17 protein-coding genes, 1 rRNA gene, 1 pseudogene and 1 riboswitch are annotated in these 22,745 nt (G+C 38.1%); of the genes and pseudogenes, 18 read left to right on the top strand and 1 reads right to left on the bottom strand.

Going from position 1 to position 22,745, the window contains the following annotated elements; all coding sequences use genetic code 11:
- Window positions 1–27: 27 nt before the first annotated feature.
- From J2S10_RS23475 to add, 15 genes and pseudogenes are all read left to right on the top strand, one after another.
- Window positions 28–1,452, top strand: coding sequence for a sensor histidine kinase (locus tag J2S10_RS23475; RefSeq protein ID WP_307413137.1), 1,425 nt, complete (start codon window positions 28–30; stop codon window positions 1,450–1,452).
- Complete coding sequence (locus tag J2S10_RS23470) at window positions 1,445–3,031, top strand: response regulator transcription factor (protein WP_307412945.1); 1,587 nt, start codon at window positions 1,445–1,447, stop codon at window positions 3,029–3,031. The genes J2S10_RS23475 and J2S10_RS23470 overlap by 8 nt, the downstream gene beginning before the upstream one ends.
- 407 nt (window positions 3,032–3,438) lie before the next feature.
- Window positions 3,439–4,503, top strand: coding sequence for a galactose/glucose ABC transporter substrate-binding protein MglB (gene mglB / locus J2S10_RS23465; protein ID WP_307412943.1), 1,065 nt, complete (start codon window positions 3,439–3,441; stop codon window positions 4,501–4,503).
- 78 nt (window positions 4,504–4,581) lie between these two features.
- Window positions 4,582–6,087, top strand: a complete 1,506-nt coding sequence (gene mglA, locus J2S10_RS23460; protein WP_307412942.1) for a galactose/methyl galactoside ABC transporter ATP-binding protein MglA — start codon at window positions 4,582–4,584, stop codon at window positions 6,085–6,087.
- Between the two features lie 12 nt (window positions 6,088–6,099).
- Window positions 6,100–7,122, top strand: coding sequence for a galactose/methyl galactoside ABC transporter permease MglC (gene mglC, locus J2S10_RS23455; RefSeq protein WP_307412941.1), 1,023 nt, complete (start codon window positions 6,100–6,102; stop codon window positions 7,120–7,122).
- 171 nt (window positions 7,123–7,293) lie between these two features.
- A pseudogene (locus J2S10_RS23450) lies at window positions 7,294–7,410 on the top strand (SDR family oxidoreductase); the annotation flags it as partial.
- A 144-nt stretch (window positions 7,411–7,554) separates the two neighbouring features.
- Entirely contained in the window at window positions 7,555–8,043 is a 489-nt protein-coding gene (locus J2S10_RS23445) for an HTH domain-containing protein (RefSeq protein ID WP_307412939.1), read from the top strand.
- A 314-nt stretch (window positions 8,044–8,357) separates the two neighbouring features.
- Entirely contained in the window at window positions 8,358–9,740 is a 1,383-nt protein-coding gene (locus J2S10_RS23440) for an L-cystine transporter (RefSeq protein WP_307412936.1), read from the top strand.
- Window positions 9,741–9,913: 173 nt separating this feature from the next.
- The gene (locus J2S10_RS23435; protein ID WP_307412934.1) at window positions 9,914–10,414 is read left to right on the top strand and encodes a GNAT family N-acetyltransferase; all 501 of its coding nucleotides are present in this window, start codon (window positions 9,914–9,916) and stop codon (window positions 10,412–10,414) included.
- Between the two features lie 419 nt (window positions 10,415–10,833).
- Window positions 10,834–12,066, top strand: coding sequence for a Zn-dependent hydrolase (locus J2S10_RS23430; protein WP_307412932.1), 1,233 nt, complete (start codon window positions 10,834–10,836; stop codon window positions 12,064–12,066).
- A 275-nt stretch (window positions 12,067–12,341) separates the two neighbouring features.
- Entirely contained in the window at window positions 12,342–13,913 is a 1,572-nt protein-coding gene (locus J2S10_RS23425) for a spore germination protein (protein ID WP_307412930.1), read from the top strand.
- Window positions 13,900–15,183: a Ger(x)C family spore germination protein gene (locus J2S10_RS23420; RefSeq protein WP_307412927.1), complete on the top strand. Its 1,284-nt coding sequence runs from the start codon at window positions 13,900–13,902 to the stop codon at window positions 15,181–15,183. The genes J2S10_RS23425 and J2S10_RS23420 overlap by 14 nt, the downstream gene beginning before the upstream one ends.
- A gap of 4 nt (window positions 15,184–15,187) precedes the next feature.
- A complete protein-coding gene (locus tag J2S10_RS23415) occupies window positions 15,188–15,400 on the top strand; it encodes a hypothetical protein (RefSeq protein ID WP_307412923.1) in 213 nt (70 codons plus the stop codon).
- 20 nt (window positions 15,401–15,420) lie between these two features.
- Window positions 15,421–16,524, top strand: a complete 1,104-nt coding sequence (locus J2S10_RS23410) for a GerAB/ArcD/ProY family transporter (protein ID WP_307412921.1) — start codon at window positions 15,421–15,423, stop codon at window positions 16,522–16,524.
- A gap of 123 nt (window positions 16,525–16,647) precedes the next feature.
- A riboswitch (purine riboswitch) is annotated at window positions 16,648–16,747 on the top strand.
- A gap of 68 nt (window positions 16,748–16,815) precedes the next feature.
- Entirely contained in the window at window positions 16,816–17,808 is a 993-nt protein-coding gene (gene add, locus J2S10_RS23405; protein ID WP_307412918.1) for an adenosine deaminase, read from the top strand.
- A gap of 209 nt (window positions 17,809–18,017) precedes the next feature.
- On the opposite strand, the gene J2S10_RS23400 is transcribed toward add, so the two are convergent.
- Window positions 18,018–19,340, bottom strand: coding sequence for a radical SAM/SPASM domain-containing protein (locus tag J2S10_RS23400; RefSeq protein ID WP_307412915.1), 1,323 nt, complete (start codon window positions 19,338–19,340; stop codon window positions 18,018–18,020).
- A gap of 299 nt (window positions 19,341–19,639) precedes the next feature.
- On the opposite strand from J2S10_RS23400, the gene J2S10_RS23395 reads away from it, so the two are divergent.
- The 3 genes from J2S10_RS23395 to J2S10_RS23385 form a co-directional block, all read left to right on the top strand.
- Window positions 19,640–21,061, top strand: coding sequence for a tetratricopeptide repeat protein (locus J2S10_RS23395; RefSeq protein WP_307412913.1), 1,422 nt, complete (start codon window positions 19,640–19,642; stop codon window positions 21,059–21,061).
- A gap of 430 nt (window positions 21,062–21,491) precedes the next feature.
- Window positions 21,492–22,304 (top strand): VOC family protein, encoded by an 813-nt coding sequence (locus tag J2S10_RS23390; protein ID WP_307412909.1) that lies wholly within the window; start codon window positions 21,492–21,494, stop codon window positions 22,302–22,304.
- 353 nt (window positions 22,305–22,657) lie between these two features.
- A 16S ribosomal RNA gene (locus J2S10_RS23385) occupies window positions 22,658–22,745 on the top strand; the annotation flags it as partial.

Genomic DNA, 22,745 nt, shown 5'->3' with positions numbered 1-22,745 from the left:
ATAAGATCAAAGCTGCTTATTTATTTTATGGTATTGGTCGTTTTGTTAACGTCGATCGGAATCTTTTTTTATAACAGCAGTGAAAAACTGATGGTTGAATACGATAATAGCTTTCAACGATTCCTTTTGCTCAATGATATCTCGCAAAGAACCAATCTTATTACCGAAAAGCTCCATGCGTATATTTTAGATAAGGAAGAACGGTATCTTGTAGACTATGACAAGGAAAGGCTTAAGCTTGTCGGGGATCAACAAAGACTTTATGAAGAAATAAACACCAATGATATTTCAATTGTTAATTATAAAAACATGATTGATAGCTTTTTGAAGGAATGTAATGCGGCCATACAATCCTTTCAAAAAGACGATATTAATCTTTATTCCAATCATTATAATGAAGCATTGAAAATCGCCTCATTTCTCCAAGAAAGTACGCTCTCACTTTTAAATAATAAACTGACCGACTATCAAAAATTTTATAGCCAAATTGAATTGCAAAATCATTATTATAAATTATTGTCCATCTCCCTCTTTTCGGCTACTTTTTTCCTTAGTACCTTGTTGGCATTATGGATTTCCGGCGGGATTACAAAACCGATCAGCCGATTATCAGCAGCTGCCAAACAGATTGCAAAAGGAAATTTATCGGGAGAAGATATTAAAATTACAACCAACGATGAATTAAAGCTCTTAACGGAGACCTTCAACCAAATGCGTACAAATATCAGGCAATTGGTAATGGAAATTAAACAAAAATCGGAATTAGATAAGCTTTTAAAAGAATTAGAGTTAAGGAGCTTGCAAAATCAAATCAATCCACATTTTCTATTTAACACTTTAAATACTGTTTCCAAAATGGCTTACTTGGAAGATGCTGAACATACATCGAGATTAATTGAAGCTGTCGCGGCGTTGCTTCGTTACAATCTTGGTGATTTAAATAAAGCGTCTACATTAAGAGATGAAGTAAGGGTCGTCAGAGAGTATTTTTTTATCCAACAAACACGATTTGGTGAGCGGATTCAGTTCATTACTGACATAGAGGATGATTGTTTAGATATTGAAATACCAAGTTTAATTCTCCAGCCGCTAGTGGAAAATGCCTTCATTCATGGTGTTGAGTCCTATGAGGATAATGCCGTCATCAGCCTGAATATTTACCGGCAAAATGACTGGATTTATGTGGAAGTGAACGATAACGGGGTTGGAATGGATGCAGTCACTAAAAAAAGATTGTTGGAATATGCGGATGGAATTGAAACAGAAGAAGCGTTTGAACCGGAAAAATCCAATGGGCACTCCACTGGCATTGGCGTGAAAAATGTAATTAAAAGGCTTCAGCTCTTCTATCACCGAAACGACATTGTGGAAATTGAATCAGAAGTAAACAAAGGAACCAGTTTTAGATTGATCATACCTGAAATGGCAGAGGGGGAAAGAGAGCTTGCTTAAGATCCTAATTGTCGATGATGAAGTCCTCGAGCGAAAAGGTTTAGCAAAAATTATTACGGATTCAATCGAGGATGTAATGGTCATTGGAGAAGCAGCCAATGGGAGAAGGGCGATTGAGATGGCTCTTGAACATCGGCCGGATATCATTTTTATGGATATTAAAATGCCGGGGATTGATGGAGTTCAAGCCGTTAAGGAAATAAAAAAAATCGATCCCGCAATCAGATTTATCATGGTTTCTGCCTTTAATACCTTTGAATATGCCAAGGAAGTTATGCAGCAGGGAGTCAAGGAATACATTTTAAAACCAAGCAGAAAACAAGATATTCTAGAGGCGCTCGAGCGTGTTTCCTTCGAGATTGAGGGGGAGCGAAAACAGCGGGATGAGCAGCAAAGCTTAAGGGAAAACTTGAATCGCGCTGTTTCGATTGCCCAAAAAGAATGGGTTTCATCGCTGTTGATTAATCAAGTTCAAGACATTACTTTTGATGAATGGGGCCAATTGCTGGGTGTAGAAATAACTTCAGGTTATATTATGCTTTTCTCCCTTCAGCCCAAAGAAAAATCTGAACTTTCTGCAAGTGATAAGCTTAATTGGTACGCTTGGCTTAAGGATGCTCTTAAATCCAACGTTAAAAAGCAAGAAATTATGGTTGGGCCGATAACAGAAACACAGGTCCCGGTTTTGTTTTTATGCAAAAAAACCGCTGAAAAAATCCATTTTAAATCATATGCAGGGTCAATCATTGAAACGATCCATACTCTTATTCAAAAGCAGTTTTCCCATGCGGAGTTAAGGATTGGCGTAGGTCTCCCGTACAATCACGCACATGAGCTAAATAAATCCTATCATGAAGCGGTGTTAGCCCTCCAGAAATTGCAGTTGACGCCTAAGCAAAAGTTTTTATTTGGCGTAAAGCTTGGTGCTGCTGAAATAACCCCGGCTGATAAATCGGGTATTCTCGAGATGGAGAAAAAACTGTTAGACGCTGTCCGTATGGGGGATGTCACTCAGGTGATGTTTTTATTCGATTCATTTATCAATGGGCAAGCAACTATCAAGAATATTGACCCGCATTTTGTAAAAAAATCGTTCGATGAATTATTTGTGCTGTTATCGAGGATGCTCCATGATTTAGGAGTGCCTTATGAACGGAAACCTGTGATTGATGAATCTGAGACGATGGCGTCCATTTTAGAGACGGGAAAAGTACATCTAATGTCGATCGTTCAGCAGGTACAGACCTGGAGAAACAACCATGCTAAAGGGATGCTCCACAAGGCAAAAGAATATATTGAAAATCATTATGCCGAATCGATTACTTTGGAATTAGTGGCTGAATATGTGGAGTTAAGTCCGTTTTATTTCAGCAAATTATTTAAGGACCGGTTTGGCATGACGTTTATTGATTATTTGACGGAAATCAGGATAAAGCATGCAAAAGCACAAATGGAGGACCAGGCCAAAAGCTTGAAGGAAATCTGCTTTTCCATCGGCTACAATGATCCTAATTATTTTAGCCGGGTTTTTAAGAAGCTTACAGGATTATCACCAACAGAGTATCGTAAGGCAACTTAAATAAAGAAGCGGTAAAAGGGCCAGTTCGCATAGCGGATTGGTCTTTTTTTTAAAAGGAAATATAAGTTAAACGTTGATAACAGTCTAGCTCCAGCGCCCAGCGACTAGTGTACTTCGCTCTTCTCCCTACGATAAGTCAACATTGAATCGCCAAAAACGCGATCCGTGTTTCCTTTATCTCAGTCGAAGCGCTCCAGTCCTGTCGTGCGCTAAACGGTCGCTTCCGCTTTTGTCTGTAATCGTTTGCAAAATAATCTAGAAAATCACAAATTAATGCTATAGTTTTGAACTATTTGAAAAATCCCGCCCATGCTAACATGAATGTAAGGGGTTACACAGCAGGGAAGTAGAAACTTTTCTGAAACTGGTTCCATATTTTTAGTAAATAGAAAAAGGAGAATGATCAAATGTTAAAAAAGAAAAAAGGGTTAATGCTATCCTTAACAGTCGCTTCTAGTATTCTATTAGCTACAGCTTGCAGCAGCACATCCAGCACTACTTCAAGTTCCTCAAAAGATAGCGGCAGCAGCCTTCCGGCTGTTGGTGCGACAATTTACAAATTTGATGATAACTTTATGTCCTATGTGCGCCGAGCAATGGAAACTGAGGCAAAAGGAAAAGATCACCTTATGCTAAATGACTCCCAAAACGACCAATCTAAACAGATGGAACAGGTAGATACACTTATAGCTAAAGGGGCAAAGTCTTTAGCTATTAACCTAGTAGATCCAAAAGCAGCACAAACCATTATTGACAAGGCAAAACCTAAGAACATTCCGGTTATCTTCTTTAACAAAGAGCCGGATGCCAGTGTCATGAAAAGCTACGATAAAGCTTACTATGTAGGAACCAAATCATCTGAATCAGGCGTGCTTCAAGGTGAAATGATTGCTAAGGCTTGGGAAGCTAACAAAGATAAATGGGACAAAAATCATGACGGCGTCCTTCAATATGTTTTACTAAAAGGTGAGCCAGGTCACCCAGATGCAGAGGCTCGTACAAAATATGTTATTGACACACTTAAATCAAAAGGCATTAAAGTGCAAGAATTAGCGATGGATACAGCAATGTGGGATGCAACAAAAGCAACAGAAAAAATGGATGCATGGTTAGCGAAATATAGTGACAAAATTGAATTCGTTATTGCTAACAACGACGGTATGGCCTTAGGTGCGATTGCTTCTCTTGAAAAAGCAGGATATTTCACGAACAACAAATTTATGCCGGTTGTGGGTGTTGACGCGATCCCAGAGGCCCTGGAAATGATTGGTAAAGGAAAAATGGTCGGTACCGTATTGAATGACGCGAAAAACCAAGGTAAAGCAACAATTGACTTAGCAACGAATGCAGCAAATGGTAAGGATGTATTAGCAGGAACAAACTGGAAGCTGGATGATTCCAAAGCCGTTCGTGTACCATATGTAATCGTTACAAAAGATAATCTACAAGTTGGACAAGACGCATACAAATAAAAATGAAATTACTAAAATATGAGATGCACATCTTGTGCCTCTCATATTTTTTAGATAGGTTGGCGAGGAGGTTCGCTTATGTCAGAAGCTAGTACGACTAATTTACTAGAAATGATTAATTTAACAAAAAGATTTCCGGGAGTGATCGCTCTACAAAATGTTTCGCTGAAAGTAAAGGCAGGAACCGTACATGCCTTAATGGGCGAAAATGGTGCGGGAAAATCGACGTTAATGAAATGCTTATTCGGCATTTATTCAATGGACGAAGGCAAAATTCTTTTTAATGGACAAGAGGTTTCGTTTGCTAATTCCAAACAAGCACTGGAAAACGGCGTTTCCATGGTGCACCAGGAACTAAACCAAGTACGTCAACAGAATGTTATGGATAATATTTGGCTCGGTCGATATCCGAAAAAGGGTATTTTCATCGATGAAAAGAAAATGTACGAGGACACATTAGCAATTTTTAAAAGCCTTGACATTAATATAGACCCAAGAAATAAGGTCAGTACATTATCCGTTTCCGAAATGCAGATGGTGGAAATTGCAAAAGCGGTTTCCTATCATTCAAAGCTCATTGTCATGGATGAACCGACTTCGTCCCTAACAGAAAATGAAGTAAACCATTTATTTAAGATTATCCGAAAGCTGCAAACGGAGAATGTCGCTATTATCTATATTTCTCACAAAATGGAAGAGATTTTAAAAATCTCAGACGAAGTTACAATTATGCGTGACGGTCAGTATATTGCGACGAAAAGCGCCAAGGAATTAACAACAGATGAAATCATTAAGCTGATGGTTGGACGTGACTTATCACAGCGCTTCCCAACTAAAATGAATCAGCCCGGAGACATAATTTTGAAGGTAACTGATTTAACAGCTGAAACGCAGCCATCTTTTTCTAATGTGAATTTTGAGCTTAGAAAAGGAGAAATATTGGGAATTGCCGGCTTGGTCGGTTCGAAGCGCACTGAAGTGGTTGAAGCCTTATTTGGGATAAGGGCATTGAAATCAGGAACGATTGAACTAAATGGGAAGGCCGTTCAAAATCCATCGCCTCAACACGCCATTAAAAATGGCTTCGCTCTTGTTACCGAAGAAAGAAGAACTACAGGTATCTACCCTGATTTGAGCATAAGTTTTAACTCTATCATTTCAAATCTCCGGCAATACAAAACCAATGGCATATTTCTATCAGACCGAAAAGTGTTCGATGATACAAAATGGGTGATTGATTCCATGAAAGTCAAGACACCTACTCAAAAAACATCCATCGGAAGTTTATCAGGCGGGAACCAACAAAAGGTGATTATTGGACGCTGGCTGCTTACTAATCCGGAAATCCTGTTGCTCGATGAACCAACAAGGGGAATTGATGTAGGGGCAAAGTTTGAGATTTACCAGCTAATTAACCAGTTAGCAGCCGACGGAAAGGGAATTATTATGATTTCTTCCGAAATGCCGGAGCTTCTGGGTGTTACAGACCGAATTTTAGTTATGAGTAATGGAAAAGCAGCGGGAATCGTAGAAACGGCAAAAACGTCCCAAGAAGAAATCATGCGATTGGCAGCTTTGTATTAGGAGGAGATGCAAATGAATAACTCAGTTTCACAAAAAAGCAATATCAAGAAATGGCTTTTTGATAATGTAATTTATGTGTTTTTAATCCTGCTGGTCATTGGGATCGTAATCGCTTCTCCAGACTTTCTATCCGTTACAAATTTTATTAATATTTTAAGTCAATCATCCTCGAGGATTATCATTGCGCTTGGAATGGCCGGAATCCTGATTACAGCCGGTACAGACTTATCGGCAGGAAGGATGGTAGGACTTGCTGCCGTTGTCTCAGCGTCACTGCTTCAAGCATCTGATTATGCGTATAAAATGTATCCGCACCTACATGAATTGCCGCTGATTGTCCCGATTTTAATTGCTATGGCGGCAACAGGACTTATTGGAGCGTTCAATGGTGTGATTGTATCAAAGCTTCATGTTCCGCCTTTTATCGCAACATTAGGGATGATGATCATCGTCTATGGTCTTAATTCCATGTATTTTGACCGCCCGCCTTATGGTGCACAGCCAATTGGCGGTTTGAGCCAAAGCTTTACAACGTTTGCTCAGAAAGGTATTCCAATTGGTCAATACCAAATTCCGTATCTCGTTCTTTACGCTATTGTTGCCATCATCCTTATTTGGGTGATTTGGAATAAAACACAGCTTGGTAAAAACATGTACGCCATCGGAGGCAATCCTGAAGCGGCGAAGGTTTCCGGTGTTAACGTGGCTAAGAACATTATTATTATTTACATGATTGCCGGGTTATTGTACGGTTTCTCAGGTACGCTTGAAGCTGGCCGCGTTGGCAGTGCAACCAACAACACAGGGAATATGTACGAACTTGATGCCATCGCAGCGTGCGTGGTCGGCGGCGTATCACTATCAGGCGGTATCGGAACAGTACCCGGCGTTATCACCGGGGTACTCATCTTCCAAATCATCAACTACGGCCTAGCCTTCCTTGGCGTAAGCCCATACATTCAATACATCGTAAAAGGCGCCATCATCGTCGTCGCAGTCGCGTTTGATATGAGGAAGCACGCGAAGAAGAAATAAAATAGTGACATTACAGTACATTACAGTGCCTGTCACCGTTCGTGGACAAATGTTGAAATTTGTCCGCGTATAGTGGACAAGACTCAAAAAGAAGGATTGAACAATGAAAATTGCTCAATCCTTCTTTTTGTATTTTTGCAAATAATGCAACCCTTTTCAATTTTAAGTGAAAAAAGAGAAGGGAAATTGAAGGAAATAGGCGATTTGGTTTCTTACCTTGCTTCAGACCGTGCAAGTTATATAACCGGAACTACGTTAAATATCTCAGGTGGAAAATCCCGAGGTTAAGTAAGAGCTAATGACATCAGAAAATGCCTTAAAACGATTGTTCAATAGAATGTTCAATCTGAAATTTTATTTTGTCGACTCGATATTTTTTTCGCTATAATTATTACTTATAGCAATGGTTCGATTGAAGAAGGTGGTGAATAAATGTCTGATTTAAGTATGGATGATCGGGTAATCCAGATAATCGAATTGACCGGGAAAAAAAACTACTGCTCATTAGATTATCTGGCTTCAACAATTGGGGTTAGTACCAGAACCATCCGCAACTATATTAAGCAGCTTAACAGCGACTTAGGTGGAATCGCTGTATTAGAGAACGATAAGGGTAAAGGCTACTGCTTAGCTATTAAGGATAAGCAATTGTTTGATGACCTGATTGGAAAAATTCATTCAGAAAAAAACAGGCTGGATTCACCACAACGACGTATCGCTTTTATCATTGACCGATTAATAAACAGCGATGAAATGAATACCCTGGATGAGCTGGCTTTTGATATGAATATTGGCAGGACGACATTGGTTAATGAATTAAAAAAAGCGGCAGTGGCCCTGGAAACATATAATTTAACCATCCGCGGTAAGCAAAATAATGGGATGTATTTAAGTGGTAGCAGTAATAAGGGTATTGTTTAGACTTCTAAAAATAATATTAATTAGTTATGCTAATGATGTCTAACTAATTTGAAAGGTGACGAATATATACATAAGAATTTGTTTGGAAGGATTTCCTTACTCACTTTTACAGTATTTTTAATGTTTAATCTTGTTCCTGGCCTTCAGCAAATGTTAAGCAGAGGAGAGTTATCCTGTTAAATGGATAACCTCCTCTTTTTTTAGTTTTTCCAAGGCTTTTTGAAAAAATTACAAAGACTTAATAATCCTGTCCTTACTCATAAGAATAAGTCCAATACATTGTTCATAAATTGATAACAAAAGGAGGGAATATAATGAACACATTTCTGATTATCGTGAATATCGCCGTTTTACTTTTGCTCATTTTTGGTTTGTTCATGATGCAAAAAAAGCATGTGTCCTTTTCAAAGCGTGTTTTCACGGCATTGGGTTTAGGTATTATATTTGGTTTTATTATTCATTTAATCTATGGTACAACACACAAGGTTACAGCAGGTTCAATCGATTGGTTTAATATTGTCGGCAATGGTTATGTGAAACTGTTGCAAATGGTTGTCATGCCGCTTGTCTTTATTTCGATTGTCGGAGCTTTTACGAAATTAAAATTGACCAAGAATATTGGAAAGATTAGTTTCCTTGTCATTGGAATTTTGCTTGGAACAACAGCTGTTGCGGCAGCGATTGGAATTGGCTCCGCACTAGGATTTGGTCTGGATGGTATTCATTTAGATCAGGGTACTGCAGAAGCTGCCCGTAATCAACAATTACAGCAAGCTGTCGTTAGTGTAAAAGATGTAACGCTCCCGCAGCAAATCCTTCAATTGCTCCCAAGTAATCCGTTTCAAGATTTAACGGGTGCCCGCCCGACATCGACAATTGCAGTCGTTATTTTTGCAGCCTTTGTCGGGATTGCCTACCTAGGAGTAAAACGGAAGGATCCCGAGCACGGGGAATTTTTTGCAAAAATAATCGATACGATATACTCGGTCACCATGAGGATTGTCACGATGATTCTTCGTTTAACGCCATATGGAATTCTTGCGATCATGACGAGGGTTACAGCGACAAGCGATTATGCAGCGATTGCGAAATTAGGTAAGTTCGTCATTGCCTCTTATGTTGCTCTTTTCGTGATGTTTGTCGTCCACCTATTACTTTTAACATTTGCAAATCTTAGCCCTTCCAGGTATGTAAAAAAAGGGTTGCCAACCTTAACCTTTGCCTTTACGTCACGGACAAGTGCAGGCACGTTACCATTAACGATAAAGTCGCAAACAAAGGATTTTGGCGTATCGGAAGGGATTGCGAACTTTGCAGGATCCTTTGGACTTACCATTGGTCAAAACGGGTGTGCGGGTATATACCCGGCGATGTTAGCGGTAATGGTCGCTCCCTCTACGGGCATCGATCCTACGAGTGCCTCCTTTATTATCACATTGATACTGGTAGTGGCGATTAGTTCATTGGGTGTCGCAGGTGTCGGCGGCGGAGCAACCTTCGCAGCCCTCATCGTATTATCGGTAATGAACCTTCCAATTGCCATTGTCGGTTTACTCATCTCTGTTGAGCCTTTAATCGACATGGGGCGTACCGCCTTAAACGTCAGCGGCGCCATGACAGCCGGCATCTTAACCAGCAAAGCAACAGGAGAATTGGAGGAAGAAATCTACCAGCAACCGAATATTGTAGAAGCATAATGGTGACAGGCACCGTCCGTGGACAAAACGCTGTATTTGTCCGCGTGGAATGTACAGTTTATAGTAAGAAATGCTCTAACTCCTCGACATTGAGGAGTTTTTTATTTATAAAAAAGGAATTTATCCAATAAAATTGAAATAGGTATAGATGAAAAATCTTATTGGAGGTAAACATGCCAAATTTAGAAACTGAAAGATTAGTATTAATAGATTTCTTGCCGGAATATGCTACAGCCGCAGCGAAGGAAATTCAGCTATTAGAAAGGATCTTCCCATACAATGTATCAAAGCAATGGCCAAACAAGGATTTTGCAGAAATACTTTCATATATCGCAGCCTCTTTAGAAAAGAACCCTGAAAAGGCAAAATGGAGCGGTCTTATTATTCATAAAGGGGATAACACGTTAATTGGGGAATTAGGCTGCAAGGGCGGACCAAATGAGGAAGGAACAGTTGATATCGGCTATGGAGTTGTCCCCGATTATCGCGGGAAAGGCTACACTACAGAAATAGTAACAGCTTTAGTTTCATGGTTATTTACATTGCCGGAAGTAAAAATGGTTACCGCCGACTGCCTCCACAATAACGTAGGTTCACAAAAGGTACTGGAAAAGGCGGGCTTTGAAAAATATAAAAAAGATGAAGAATTAATTTATTGGAGAGTTGCCCGGTAAGAAAACGGGACTAATTAAACGTTTGATTAAATGGAGTTAAAAGCTTGGTACAAAAGGATTTTTATAACTTTTAATCTATATTGTAGAATCTAAATTGTTTTTTTATTAAAATCATACAAACTATAAAACAAATTATGAGGAAAATTTGATGTTTTGTCTAATGACAGCTATAGGTACTGTTGTATAATTAATAATAACTGAATATTTACATAAATACAGACTAAAACGGCTTATTTGTCGTTTCTACTAAACTCAAAGCATTACTAAAACTGAATATCAGCTTTTGCAGTTCTTGGCGAAGCCATGCTCTCTTTGCCCTAACTCCGGGAGAAACACTTACAGATGAAATAACTGAATGCTTCAAGTATTTATTTCTATTGGTGAGTATACCTATCCATAATAAAAAGGAGTGTTTATTTATGCAACGACAAAAGTTATTGATTAATGGGGAAAGACTTAAAGATGAACTTGAACGATTTGCAAACTTTGGACGTACTGTAAACAACGGGGTAACGCGGTTGTCATTATCAGAAGAAGATCGTTTAGTCAGAGATTACTTTTGTACTTGTTGTGAAGAATTAGGTTTGACAGTCAAGGTGGATGATATGGGCAGCATGTATGCCACACTTGAAGGAACTGAAAATAAACCTCCAATTGTCATTGGATCCCATCTGGATACAGTAAAAAAAGGCGGCCGGTTTGACGGAGTACTGGGTGTCGTTGCCGGTTTGGAAGTAGTACGGACATTGGTGGAGAATCATATTAAACCACAAATTCCAATTACGATTGTCAACTGGACAAATGAAGAGGGTGCGAGATTTGAACCTTCGATGATGGCTTCCGGCGTGCTATCAGGGAAATTTGATAAATCTGGCATGTTAAAAAAGAAAGATTCAGAGGGAATTACATTTGAGGAAGCTTTGCAGTCCATTGGATACAATGGTGAGGAAGAGAACCGACTAAAAGAAGCTTCGGCCTATATAGAATTGCATATTGAACAAGGCCCTATCCTGGAAAAAGAAGCGCTTTCGATCGGTGTTGTTGAATGTGTGGTCGGGATGGCATGCTATGAGATTGAAGTGACGGGCGAATCGGATCATGCCGGAACAACCCCGATGAATATGAGAAAAGATGCTCTTTTTGCAGCCAATAACTTAATAAATGAAATCCGCAGGCGCTTGGGTTCTATAGATAATGAGTTAGTTTTTACCATTGGAAGAGTAAATGTTTATCCGAGTATCCACACAGTCATTCCAAATAAGGTTGTATTTTCACTGGAAGCAAGACATAAAGATACGGAGATCGTAAGCACTGTTAAGGATTTCATCCAAGGACTTCCGTATTTAGGATTAAACGAGGGCTGCGAAGTAAAAACGACCAAATTATGGGAACGGGATACGGTTTGGTTTGATCAGGAAATTCTAAAAACGTTAGACCAATCAGCACAATCTCTGGGATATTCAAATAAAAGAATGGTTAGCGGTGCGGGCCATGACGCTCAATTCATTGCCGGCTATGTACCTTCAGCCATGGTATTTGTTCCAAGTATTAACGGAAAAAGCCATTGTGAAGAAGAACTAACCACTTGGGAAGATTGTGAAAAGGGCGTAAATATAGTGTTGGATACTGTTCTAACATTGTTAACAAAATAAATTGACGCTCCTGCCACATGAAAAAAGATGCTCTCAAAGGAAGAGGGCATCTTTTTTCTGTAAAATAACATCGATTAATGCTTTAAGAATTTACGATCAATAGTTGGCATCGCCCTCGAAAACATTTTTCCTGAAGGATTTCACATTATATTTCTTCTTCCTCCATATGACCATAAATGCTTGATCCCCTCTTATATTATTTACCAATAAAAATTGGAAATAACGAATAAAAATTCCTATTAATAGGACACTACCTGTAGGGAGGTGTGTTCTTAATGAAAAGGTCGGTTTTAAAAAAACAATCCATTCTACATTCTAAGAATTTAGTTCAAACTTATCTATCGTTATCTCTAGAGCAAAATTTGGCTCTTCTACAAGATACATTTGATAGTTGTGACGATCTTGTATTTCATTCAATTCATTTTAATACAATTCCTGGATGTCTTATCTATTTGTCAGAAATGGTAAATAGTCATGCACTGTTTGAGTTAGATCAAGGTTTCAATAAATACATAGGTTCATCTGAAACGGAGTCTTCCGATGCAATTAAATCCTATATTCGTAACGGTTTCGCTTTTAGCAACACTAATGAAGTGAATAGTTTGGAAACCGTTATTGATCATATTTTGTCTGGTTATACGGTGTTGTTAATTGACAAAATAGATCATGCCTTTTTGTTTCATTCCATTAATGAAACAGGTAGAGCAGTGCAAGAGCCTGTTGCAGAGCCAATGGTTCGAGGACCAAGAGAAGGATTTGTGGAAAATATTGAAACGAATTTGATGATGATTCGCAGGAAGGTACGGAATCCTTCACTTAAAGTCAATCACTTGCGGGTTGGAAAACAGACGAACACTGAGTTAAGCGTGGTTTATATTAAGGGGATTGCCGATGAAAAGGTAGTGGATGAAGTTCATCATCGATTATCCCGTATAGATATCGATGGTGTTTTGGAAAGTCATTACTTAGAATCGATGATTGCAGATACACGGTGGTCTCCTTTTCCAACTGTTTATAGCACAGAACGCCCTGATCGGGTATGCGCAGCCTTGTTAGACGGGAAAGTTGCTATTTTGACGGACGGAACACCCTTTGTGCTAACGGCACCAGCTGTATTTGTCGAATTTCTTCACTCGAATGAGGATTATTATAATGGCTCGCTCATTGCTACCTTTACCCGCTGGATTCGTTTTTTGGGACTTTTTATTACGCTTATTCTCCCTAGCTTCTATGTGGCCATGACGACATTTCACCAAGATTTACTTCAAACTCCTCTTTTACTAAGGATTGCGGCAAGCCGTGAAAATTTACCTTACCCAATAGTGGTGGAAGCATTTTTCATGGTAATTACGTTTGAATTAGTTCGGGAGGCTGGGCTGCGGATGCCAAAACCGTTTGGTGGCGCTGTTGTCACGATATTAGGACTTGTACTGATAAGCCAAGCTGCTGTTCAAGCTGGAATTATCGGTCCTGTCATGACTGTCGTGGTTTCAGTAACAGCTTTAGTTTCGTTTATCTTACCAAACTATGCATTTCATCAAGTGATCCGGTTTTTAGGATTACCTTTGCTTTTATTGGCTGGATTATTTGGATTTATGGGGATACTTGTCGGTCTAATGTTTGCATTGGCTCACCTAGTAAGCTTGCGTTCTTTCGGTGTTCCTTATTTTTCTCCTGTTTCCCCTGCTAGAAAAGAAGGATGGAAAGATGTTTTTATACGGGCTCCGTGGTGGGCGATGGAAACCCGTCCTCCTGGTTTAAACATTAAAAACATTCATCGTGCGGGTCCAAACGATTCAAATCCTTCAAGGAAAAATGAAGAGGTGGATGCAGATGATAAAGCATAACCGTGAGAAGGCCCGCTGCTTATTGTTAACTTTTATCATATTGATGGGTTCTTTTTCATTAACTGGTTGTTGGAGCAGTCGGGAAACAACGGATCTTGCTATTCTGAATGTAATGGGTGTCGACAAGGATGAAGGAGGTCAATATAAACTTACTGCGTTAATTGCGAATCCTCAAAGTCCAGTTTCACAGACATCCAGCGGAAGCGGACAAAATCAGGCTTTAATTAAAATAGGTAAAGGAAGAAGTTTATTAGAAGCTTTAAGTCAACTAGCTACTTCAACCTCTAAACAATTCTACTTGGGACATGTTCAGGTTGTTATTTTCGGAGAGAAAGCGGCAAGTGAAAGTATGAAAGAGTCGTTGGATTTTTTGAAAAGAGAAAATGATTTTCGGCCCAATATTCAAATGTTAGTCACGAAGGGGAAGGCAAGTGACATAATTAAAACGCCTACACAGTTAGAAACACCTTTAGGTTCAGAAATTCAAGATTTTATCAGGACCAAGCAGCTTTCTTCAACTAACATGGTACATGATCTCAGTCAATTTTCAGAAGCTTTAACAATGAATATGAAGGACCCCTTCACAGGTGAGATTAGCTTGGCACAGGAAAAAGGAATACAAGTGGAGCAAGCGGTGTCTGGAACTAATCAAAGTAGGACCCAAGATAAAAAAGCCACTTTAAAAAGCGAGACAAAACAAAATTCCAATAAAAGCGAGACAAAACAAAATTCCAATGCAGCATATAGAATACAGGGAACAGCTGTATTCAAAAAGGCACATTTAATGGGATTCCTAAACAAAAAGGAGTCTCGAGGTGTTCTTTGGGTGAACGGGAAGTTACAAAATGATGTTATAGTATTAAATTGTCCAAGAAAAGAAAGTGGAACCATTAGTTTGCAAATTAAGCATACAACGTCTCAATTATCTCCTCAAATTGTAAATGGTAAACCGGAAATGGACCTTGCTATCAAGGTGGATGGAGATATCGGTCAAATTACTTGCCAGAATATAAATCTAAGTTCGGATGAATTAGAAGAAATGAATAAGCAGCTAAGAGGATTGATTAGGCAAGAAGTAATGCAAACATTTGCCAAGGTGAAGCAGGAGTGGCAAGCTGATATTTTTGATTTTGGGGAGTCCATTTATCGGAAATACCCAAAAGAATGGAAGGAGATCTCTTCAGAATGGAGAAAGGGCGGATTAAAGGAAATGCAAGTTCATGTAAAAGTCCGAGCGAATATTTCGCGTTACGGACTACGAGGAAGGTGAAGAAATGAATATTTTGCTCAGTTTATTATTCATTTTGGTGGTCTTTGGTACTTCAGGGCTCCATGTGTACTTCATTTGGAAAAAGAAAGAGTATAAAACCTTAATTGCTCAACTTGGTCTTATAGGTCTGGCCATTGTAGGCGGGGTCCTAACGATTTATAATACCCCGGATCTGTTTTCAATATCGAAACTACTAAATCTTTTATCACCTCTATAGTAATGAAAGGAGGAAACAATGTGGGGGGAAAAATCAGAATCAGTAATATTCAGGCGGCCATGCTGGCAATTACCTCTTTGACCATTATTGGGCATTTGATTTTGCTAACTTTGGTACTGGATCAAAGCAGGCAAGACGGCTGGATTGCAGGGATTGTCGGTTCTATTTTAAGTTTAATCGGAATTTTTGCCTTGTCAAAATTATCTCAACGTTTTCCAGGGCTCACATTAATTGAAATTCTCTTTCAGCATTATTCATGGATCGGTAAGATAATAGGAATCGTCTATTTGATCTATTTCTATATCATGGCTGTTTTGGGGGTGCGATTGTTTGGTGAAGCATATAAACTCATTATGAGTGAGACCCCGCTATGGGCCTTCGTTACAGTCATTCTTCTGTTGACTGCATTCATTGTTTATTTAGGATTAGAAACATTAGCAAGACTAAACCAAATTATGCTGCCTGTGTTGGTAATAATTGCACTAACAGTTGTTTTGTTGACGTTTGGAAACGATAAGGATTATGGAAACCTTTTACCGATCCTTGGCAATGGAGTTGTTCCTGTTGCCAAAGGGTCATTATCTGTAATGGGATGGTTCGGTGAATTTGTCGTTTTAGGAATGGTACTACCTTATGTGAAACAACCGGAAAAACTAATGAAAACCGGTTTTTATGTAGCAGCTATCACTTTACTTTTCTTCATGGGTCCCATTACCGGTCCTGTGGCGTTGTTTGGTCCTGCAGAGGCAGCAAATATGGCTTTTCCGACCTTCTCGGAGGTTCGTTATATAAAGGCCGGGGAAGTTTTGAATAGATTTGATTCAGTTGCCATTCTATTTTGGACCGTCGGTTTGATGATCAGGATTTCCTTATTCTTTTACGGAGCGAGTCTCGGCACCGCTCAGATTCTCAGACTTTCTGCCTATCAGCCTCTGGTTATTCCAATGGGATGGTTGATTGGTGTGGGTGCGATATTATTTTCCAAAAATTTCTCGGAGTTATCAGAATTCCTATTAAAGACTTATGTACCTTTAAATATATTGATGGGAGCGGTCCTACCGTTACTGATCATTATATGGGCTATAATAAGGAGAAAGAGAAAGTTGGTTGTAAATGCAAGTTAACTGTAAAGGGTACTGAACGGGATTAATAGAAAATAAAATTATATGACCAATCGTTTTAGTCTATACGTATTCAAATAGTAACCCCTGCTTGACAATAAAAATAAATTTTATTATCCTTTAACAAAAGTAAACAAATAAAAATTTCGTATAACTCCAATGATATGGTTTGGAGGTCTCTACCAGGAACCAATAATTCCTGATTACGAAGAAGATGCATGAATTTGTATTTTCTTCGTAATCAGGAATTTTTTTTTGCTATTCATATAAATAACATTTAATTAGGAGGCTATTATGAATTTTACAACGTTACCTAAAATTGAACTTCATTGCCATTTAGATGGTAGTCTTAGACCGGAAACAATCATTGATATCGCAAAGAAAGAGGGCATCAGTTTACCTTCTTTTGATATTGAGGAAATTCAAAGAGAGATCACGGCTCCATTAGAATGTGAATCACTTGATGAATATTTGAAAAAATTTGCTATCCCAAATTTAGTCATGCAGTCAAAGGAGAGTCTAAGAAGAATTACCTTGGAACTTTTTGAAGATGCAGCCCTGGAAAATGTGAAATACATGGAGGTTCGATTTGCTCCGTTACTTCACACTGCAAGGGGTTTAGACGTTGAAGAAATAATTGAAAGTGTCTTAGATGGTTTGAAGGCTGCAGAAGATCAATTCGATATAAAAGGAAATTTAATCCTGTCATGTATGAGAACGATGTCTACAGATAGTGCTTTTGAGGTCGTAGAAAACGGTAAAAAATTCCTTGGAAAAGGAGTGGTTGCCATAGACTTATGCGCATCAGAAGAGGAAGGGTTTTGTGGAAAATTCGTAGAACCAATTCGCTTAGCTAAAGAATATGGTTACAGAGTAACGATACATGCCGGTGAAACAGGAATCGGAAGAAATGTATTAGAAGCAGTTGAACTATTGGGTGCTGAAAGAATTGGACATGGAGTATTTATTAAGGACTGTGCTGAAGCATATAAAATAGTGAAGGAAAAACAAGTGGTGCTTGAAATGTGCCCGACAAGTAACGTCCAGACAAAAGCAGTGACTCATTTCAGTGAACATCCGATTTATCATTTTCACAAGGATGGAATAAAAGTAACCGTTAATACAGACAACAGAACAGTATCAAATACAAATATGGCGAATGAATGCAACATTGTATTCAACGAGTTTAATATTAGTTTCGAAGATTATAAACAAATCTACGATAATAGTGTTGAAGCATGCTTTGCAGATGTAGAGACAAAGGAAAAGCTGAAAAAGTATATATAGGATACAAAGACTCTTTTTCAACGGAAAAAAAAGCTGCCTCATTGCAGAGTGTGAGGCAGCTTTTTATAGTAACGGATCTACTATGAAACCAATACAAACTTAAAATTATTTTAAATTACCTGGAACTGATTTGGACAGTCTACCAGAGTTAGCGGCTATTTGCGGAGCAATAGCAGGTTTCAAAATACGCATCTTTTTCAACTCCTTCCTTAAGTATTTTGTTTATAAATTAAACCCAAGACTCGTTTTATTTTTCTTTTTTCATACGAGCAAGGTCGTTTACCTGTTCTTAATCTATATAAAGGACAATGGTTTCCTTGGCATGAAGGACGGTAAAAACAGGATTGGCACACTGAATCCTTTTCTTCTCCGGATGTAACCCAAAGAGCCATTTTGTCATAATCAATTTCCATGGAACCATTTGAAAATAAAGTGCCAACCTTATTAAACTCCTCATCAAGAGAACAGGTGCATTTATATAATTGTCCATCGGCGCCAACTGCAAAGGAGTGAGGTTTGGCGGCATAACATACTGATCCTGTAGGCATTAAGGCCGATTCAATAATGGAACTCATATTGAGTCCTTGATTCAGTCCAAACTCTGAAAATTCCCAAATTTTTGTTTCTGCAGTGCGGTTATCGCAGATTGGTAAATCGCCATCATTTGCTCCTCCCCAACGACCTACCGGACGGCAAAATATTTGGAAACGTGGATCGTTACTAAATAGGCTGCCAATATATTTAAGGAATCTCGGGATTTCATCTAAGTTTGCTTCGTCAAAATTAATGCGAATATAAATTTCATAATTCTCATTAATCTGCTGAATAGCTTTCAAGTTTTCTATAATTCTAGCAAATGTTTTTCCGCCGCCTGTTAAAAATCTGCGTGAATCATGGATATCAGCCATCCCATCGAGCGTAATCATATAGCGGCGAACGTTCCAGTTTAATAAAGAACGGAATGCCTCCGAGGTTAAAAGATATCCATTGGTTGACATTTCTGCGGTATAAGAAATATCGTGTTGATTCACAGTTTTGAGAATGGATTCGCTTAGCTCCTGGATAACATCAAGTGCTAACATCGGTTCTCCGCCAAACCAGCTGATGTTTAAATGCTGTAAGGAACCGGCTTTTTGTTCTATGTGTCGCTTTAAGCCTTCACGAACTTCCTGCTTCATCTTTCCGTAGGGAAACGTTTGGTAGCAATATGTACATCGGAAATTACACGCTTCTGTAGGCATAACGATAAGGTGCATCGTGTCCGTACGATGAAGAGATTGATGCAAAAAGCTTGCTCTTCTTTCCTCATCAATATTTTCAGGAACAAGAAACCCTGCATCCGCTAACGGTTGTAAAAGATCAGACAAATCTCCCGGTAGCCCTTCTCTTTTTAAGGCAGACATCACTTCTTGTTTTTCCTCTACCGAAAATGACACAATTGCCCCTGAATAACTATTATAAAGAATGAGATCTCCGTTATCCGCATGTGAAATCGCATTGAAGCGAGAAGGAAGCCATCGTGTAGATGACATGTATAAAAACACCCTTTTCATTTAGAATTAGATGTCATTGTAGTGGTAAATATTTTTTTTTGCAGTGACATTTTATACAATATATTAATTGTTCATAAATAGTTCATAAACAAAAAGGATTTCAGATTTTGTGATAATGATCTAAATTTTTAACCGCTTCTTTTCACTACAGCTGTGTAACTCTTTTTGTATGGCACCGGCAAATACTCTTTTTTGGAACTTATGGTATAATTAACTCACAAAAGCTTATCAAAAAATGATTTTTATCAGGATATCCAGTATGATAGGGGGCAAAGTTAATGTTTAAAGAGCTTGTAGTGCCAACTGAACTATTCATAAAAGATAAAAAGAAAATTTTAAAAGGTGCTGTTACACGAGCAGCCATATTTGCAAGGAGCAAAGTAGTGGATGTTCGAACAGAAGAAAATGATAGATTTTTTCTTGTGTACTATAAAAACACCCTTATTTATGGTGATAAACTTGATCATGTGGAGGAAGGATCATTTATAAATAAAGCATTTCGTGAAGGTATTGTTGTTGAATCTCCTCATCCGATATTAACCGCATTAATCCCCAATCTAACCGTTTCTGTTCCAAATAAAAATAAACTCTTCTCTCTAATCCAAATCCAGTATTCTCTACAGGAATTAGCCTATATTGCTACAACACTTGACTCATTTTTTGAAAAGGAGCAGCTTATAAAAATAATCGACAAGGTCTATTTTCACTATAGAAGAAGCGGAAATTTTATTAAGTCATTTCAGGTTATTCAAATTTTAAGTGATTTTGCACCTACGCTTAAATCAGCAAATGAGCGTCTGAATTCAAAAGAATTCAATACTTACCACAGTTTTTACAACTCCTCGAGTTTACCTTCCATACAAAAAAAGGATCCTCTTTTTATTGAATTACATTGCTTCCAAAATAGATCGAATCCAGATAAGCGTATATTTTTAGAAGAAATCTTAGGAAAACAAGATGGTTTAGTCGATTTATTATTGCTTTGGTTAGAAAAAGTAGAAAAGCATCAAAAAGCTGAATCGCTTGAAAAGTATACTGGTATTGCTTTACAGTTAGTCACAATGGAAGAATGGATATTAATTTTAGGACATGTGAAAATCAATCCGTATCGAGAGTTAAAGGAGACCAAGTTAATTATTGAAAAATTGGTTCAAAAAGGTAATTATGAAAAAGCCGCCTTATATTTATTGAATTTTATCCATGATCTGCCCCCTGCCTTTGATGCAATTCTAAATATATTATGGGGGAATTTGAATGCCGGATTTGTAGTATCTCACCTGGATGATTTCATCTTTATGCTTCAACAGCTAGTCGACAAAGATAATTCCAAACAAACAGAACAAAAAATCTTTCAATTTGCTGTTATCCTGCTTGAAGAGCATAGTCTCAAAACTGTTCTTGATAAACTTTTACCTATACAAAAATTACTCCCGCATTCAGCGGTGATTCCCAAAATGACGAAAATGTTAGGATTGTTAGAAGATCCAGATCGGATGATGGAATTGGGTGATTATTATGCAGAATTTAAACAATTCGATAAAGCCATTGATTGCTTCTTCTGGGAAATGGAACTCAAACCACAGGACCCTTCACCTGTACAAAAAATCAGTAAAATGTATCAACATAAAGGAATGGTAAAAGAAGCTGCCGCCTATATAAAAATTTACGCTCAATTAAAAAGTAATCAAGAAACCGGATGAAAACGTGGCTAATTAAGTTTAAAAAGAAGGATGAAAATAAAGAAATATTCTCTTAAAAATATGACAGAAAGCTTAGAGACACCATGGTCAAAATACAGGTGTCTCTATTTTTTTATAGCATTTTAATATGCCCTTGCTCTAATCTAATATAAAACCAATAACATCCCTAGCAACTGCCAATGTTGTTGTGTAATGATTTAAACCTTTCATTCGTTCGTTCTCGGGCATTGCTTTTATCACGTTTGATATCACTTTTGAGAAAAACTAATCAAATATTTAATTAATTATATTGAGGGGAAATTTGTGAAATAAACAAAAAAGATGAGCCCCGACTCGACATTTAGGAGAATTTTTGTCGATATAATTTGTTTTAATTCATAAACATACTATCTCATTGCTTTTTAAAAATAGGCGAGAAAGGATTACTATCATGCAATTTTCTTTTGACCATCTAGTCTGGTTCTTTAAAAAGCCGGAAGAGGCTATCCCTCTTTTAAAACATAGAGGAATCCACGGTGTCATCGGTGGACGTCATGAATCTTGGGGAACCTATAACTCACTAATTTATTTTGGTTTAAGCTATATAGAGTTTTTAGGAATTGAAAATTTATTGATAGCTGAAAAACATGAAGATAATCGGCTGGTTACTCAAATCGTTGAACAACTATCAAAAGAAAATCGGGAAGGTCCTGCAAGAATAGCAGTTAGAACAGACCAAATTGAAGAATTGGCGGTAAAGCTAAAAGAAGAAGGGTTTACTGTTTATGGTCCACTCCCCGGTGAACGAGTTCGTGCTGATGGACAAGTAATCAGATGGTCCCTGCTTTTCCCTGAATACGCCGCAAATAAGCTTTCTCCGCCATTTTTTATCCAATGGGAAAAGACTGATGAGGGAAGATTTTCCGAATTAAAGGAACAAGGATTAATAGGTTCGCACAACACTGGGAATTCAAAATTTGAGAGTGTTGGTTTTGTTGTTCATAACTTAGACCAAACCATAAAAACGTGGGGGAAATTGTTTAATCTTAATCCAAGTGGGGATTTTATTGATTCAACAATCAATGCGCGTTGTAGAAAATTAGAATTGCCCGGCACAAAGCTTTTGTTCTCTGAACCACTTGGGGAGGGCCTGGCTAAGAAAGTTTTAAAGGAAAAAGGAGAATCACCATATTTAGTAACCCTGACTGAAACGAATCAAAGTCATATTTTTGAGATGCTGAACGGATACTGGAGATTTCAATAATCATTTATTTTATCTTTTAATTGTTGACTTCTTGAGGATATACTAGTAATATAGTAATTCCCGCTAAGGGATGTTAATTAATGAAGATATTTTTCTTTAATTTATATTCCTAAAGTGGTTGACGGATATGATTCTTTTTGATATTATATTCCTTGTCGCTAATTTCAAGCGAAATTATTTTAAAAAAAGTATTTGACACTTTCGAGGCGAAATGATATATTGATATTCTGTCTTGAAAAAATAGTTCTTTGAAAACTAAACAAACAAAATCGTGCAAACAAACAATAACTATCAGCAAATCTTTCGTAAGAAAGTGAAGCTGAGCCAACGTAACTTTTATGAGCTGATCAACTTTCTTGGAGAGTTTGATCCTGGCTCAGGACGAACGCTGGCGGCGTGCCTAATACATGCAAGTCGAGCGAATCTTTAGGAGCTTGCTCC

It is taken from the genome of Neobacillus ginsengisoli (assembly GCF_030813055.1).
This window is presented reverse-complemented; position numbering and strand designations above follow the sequence as displayed.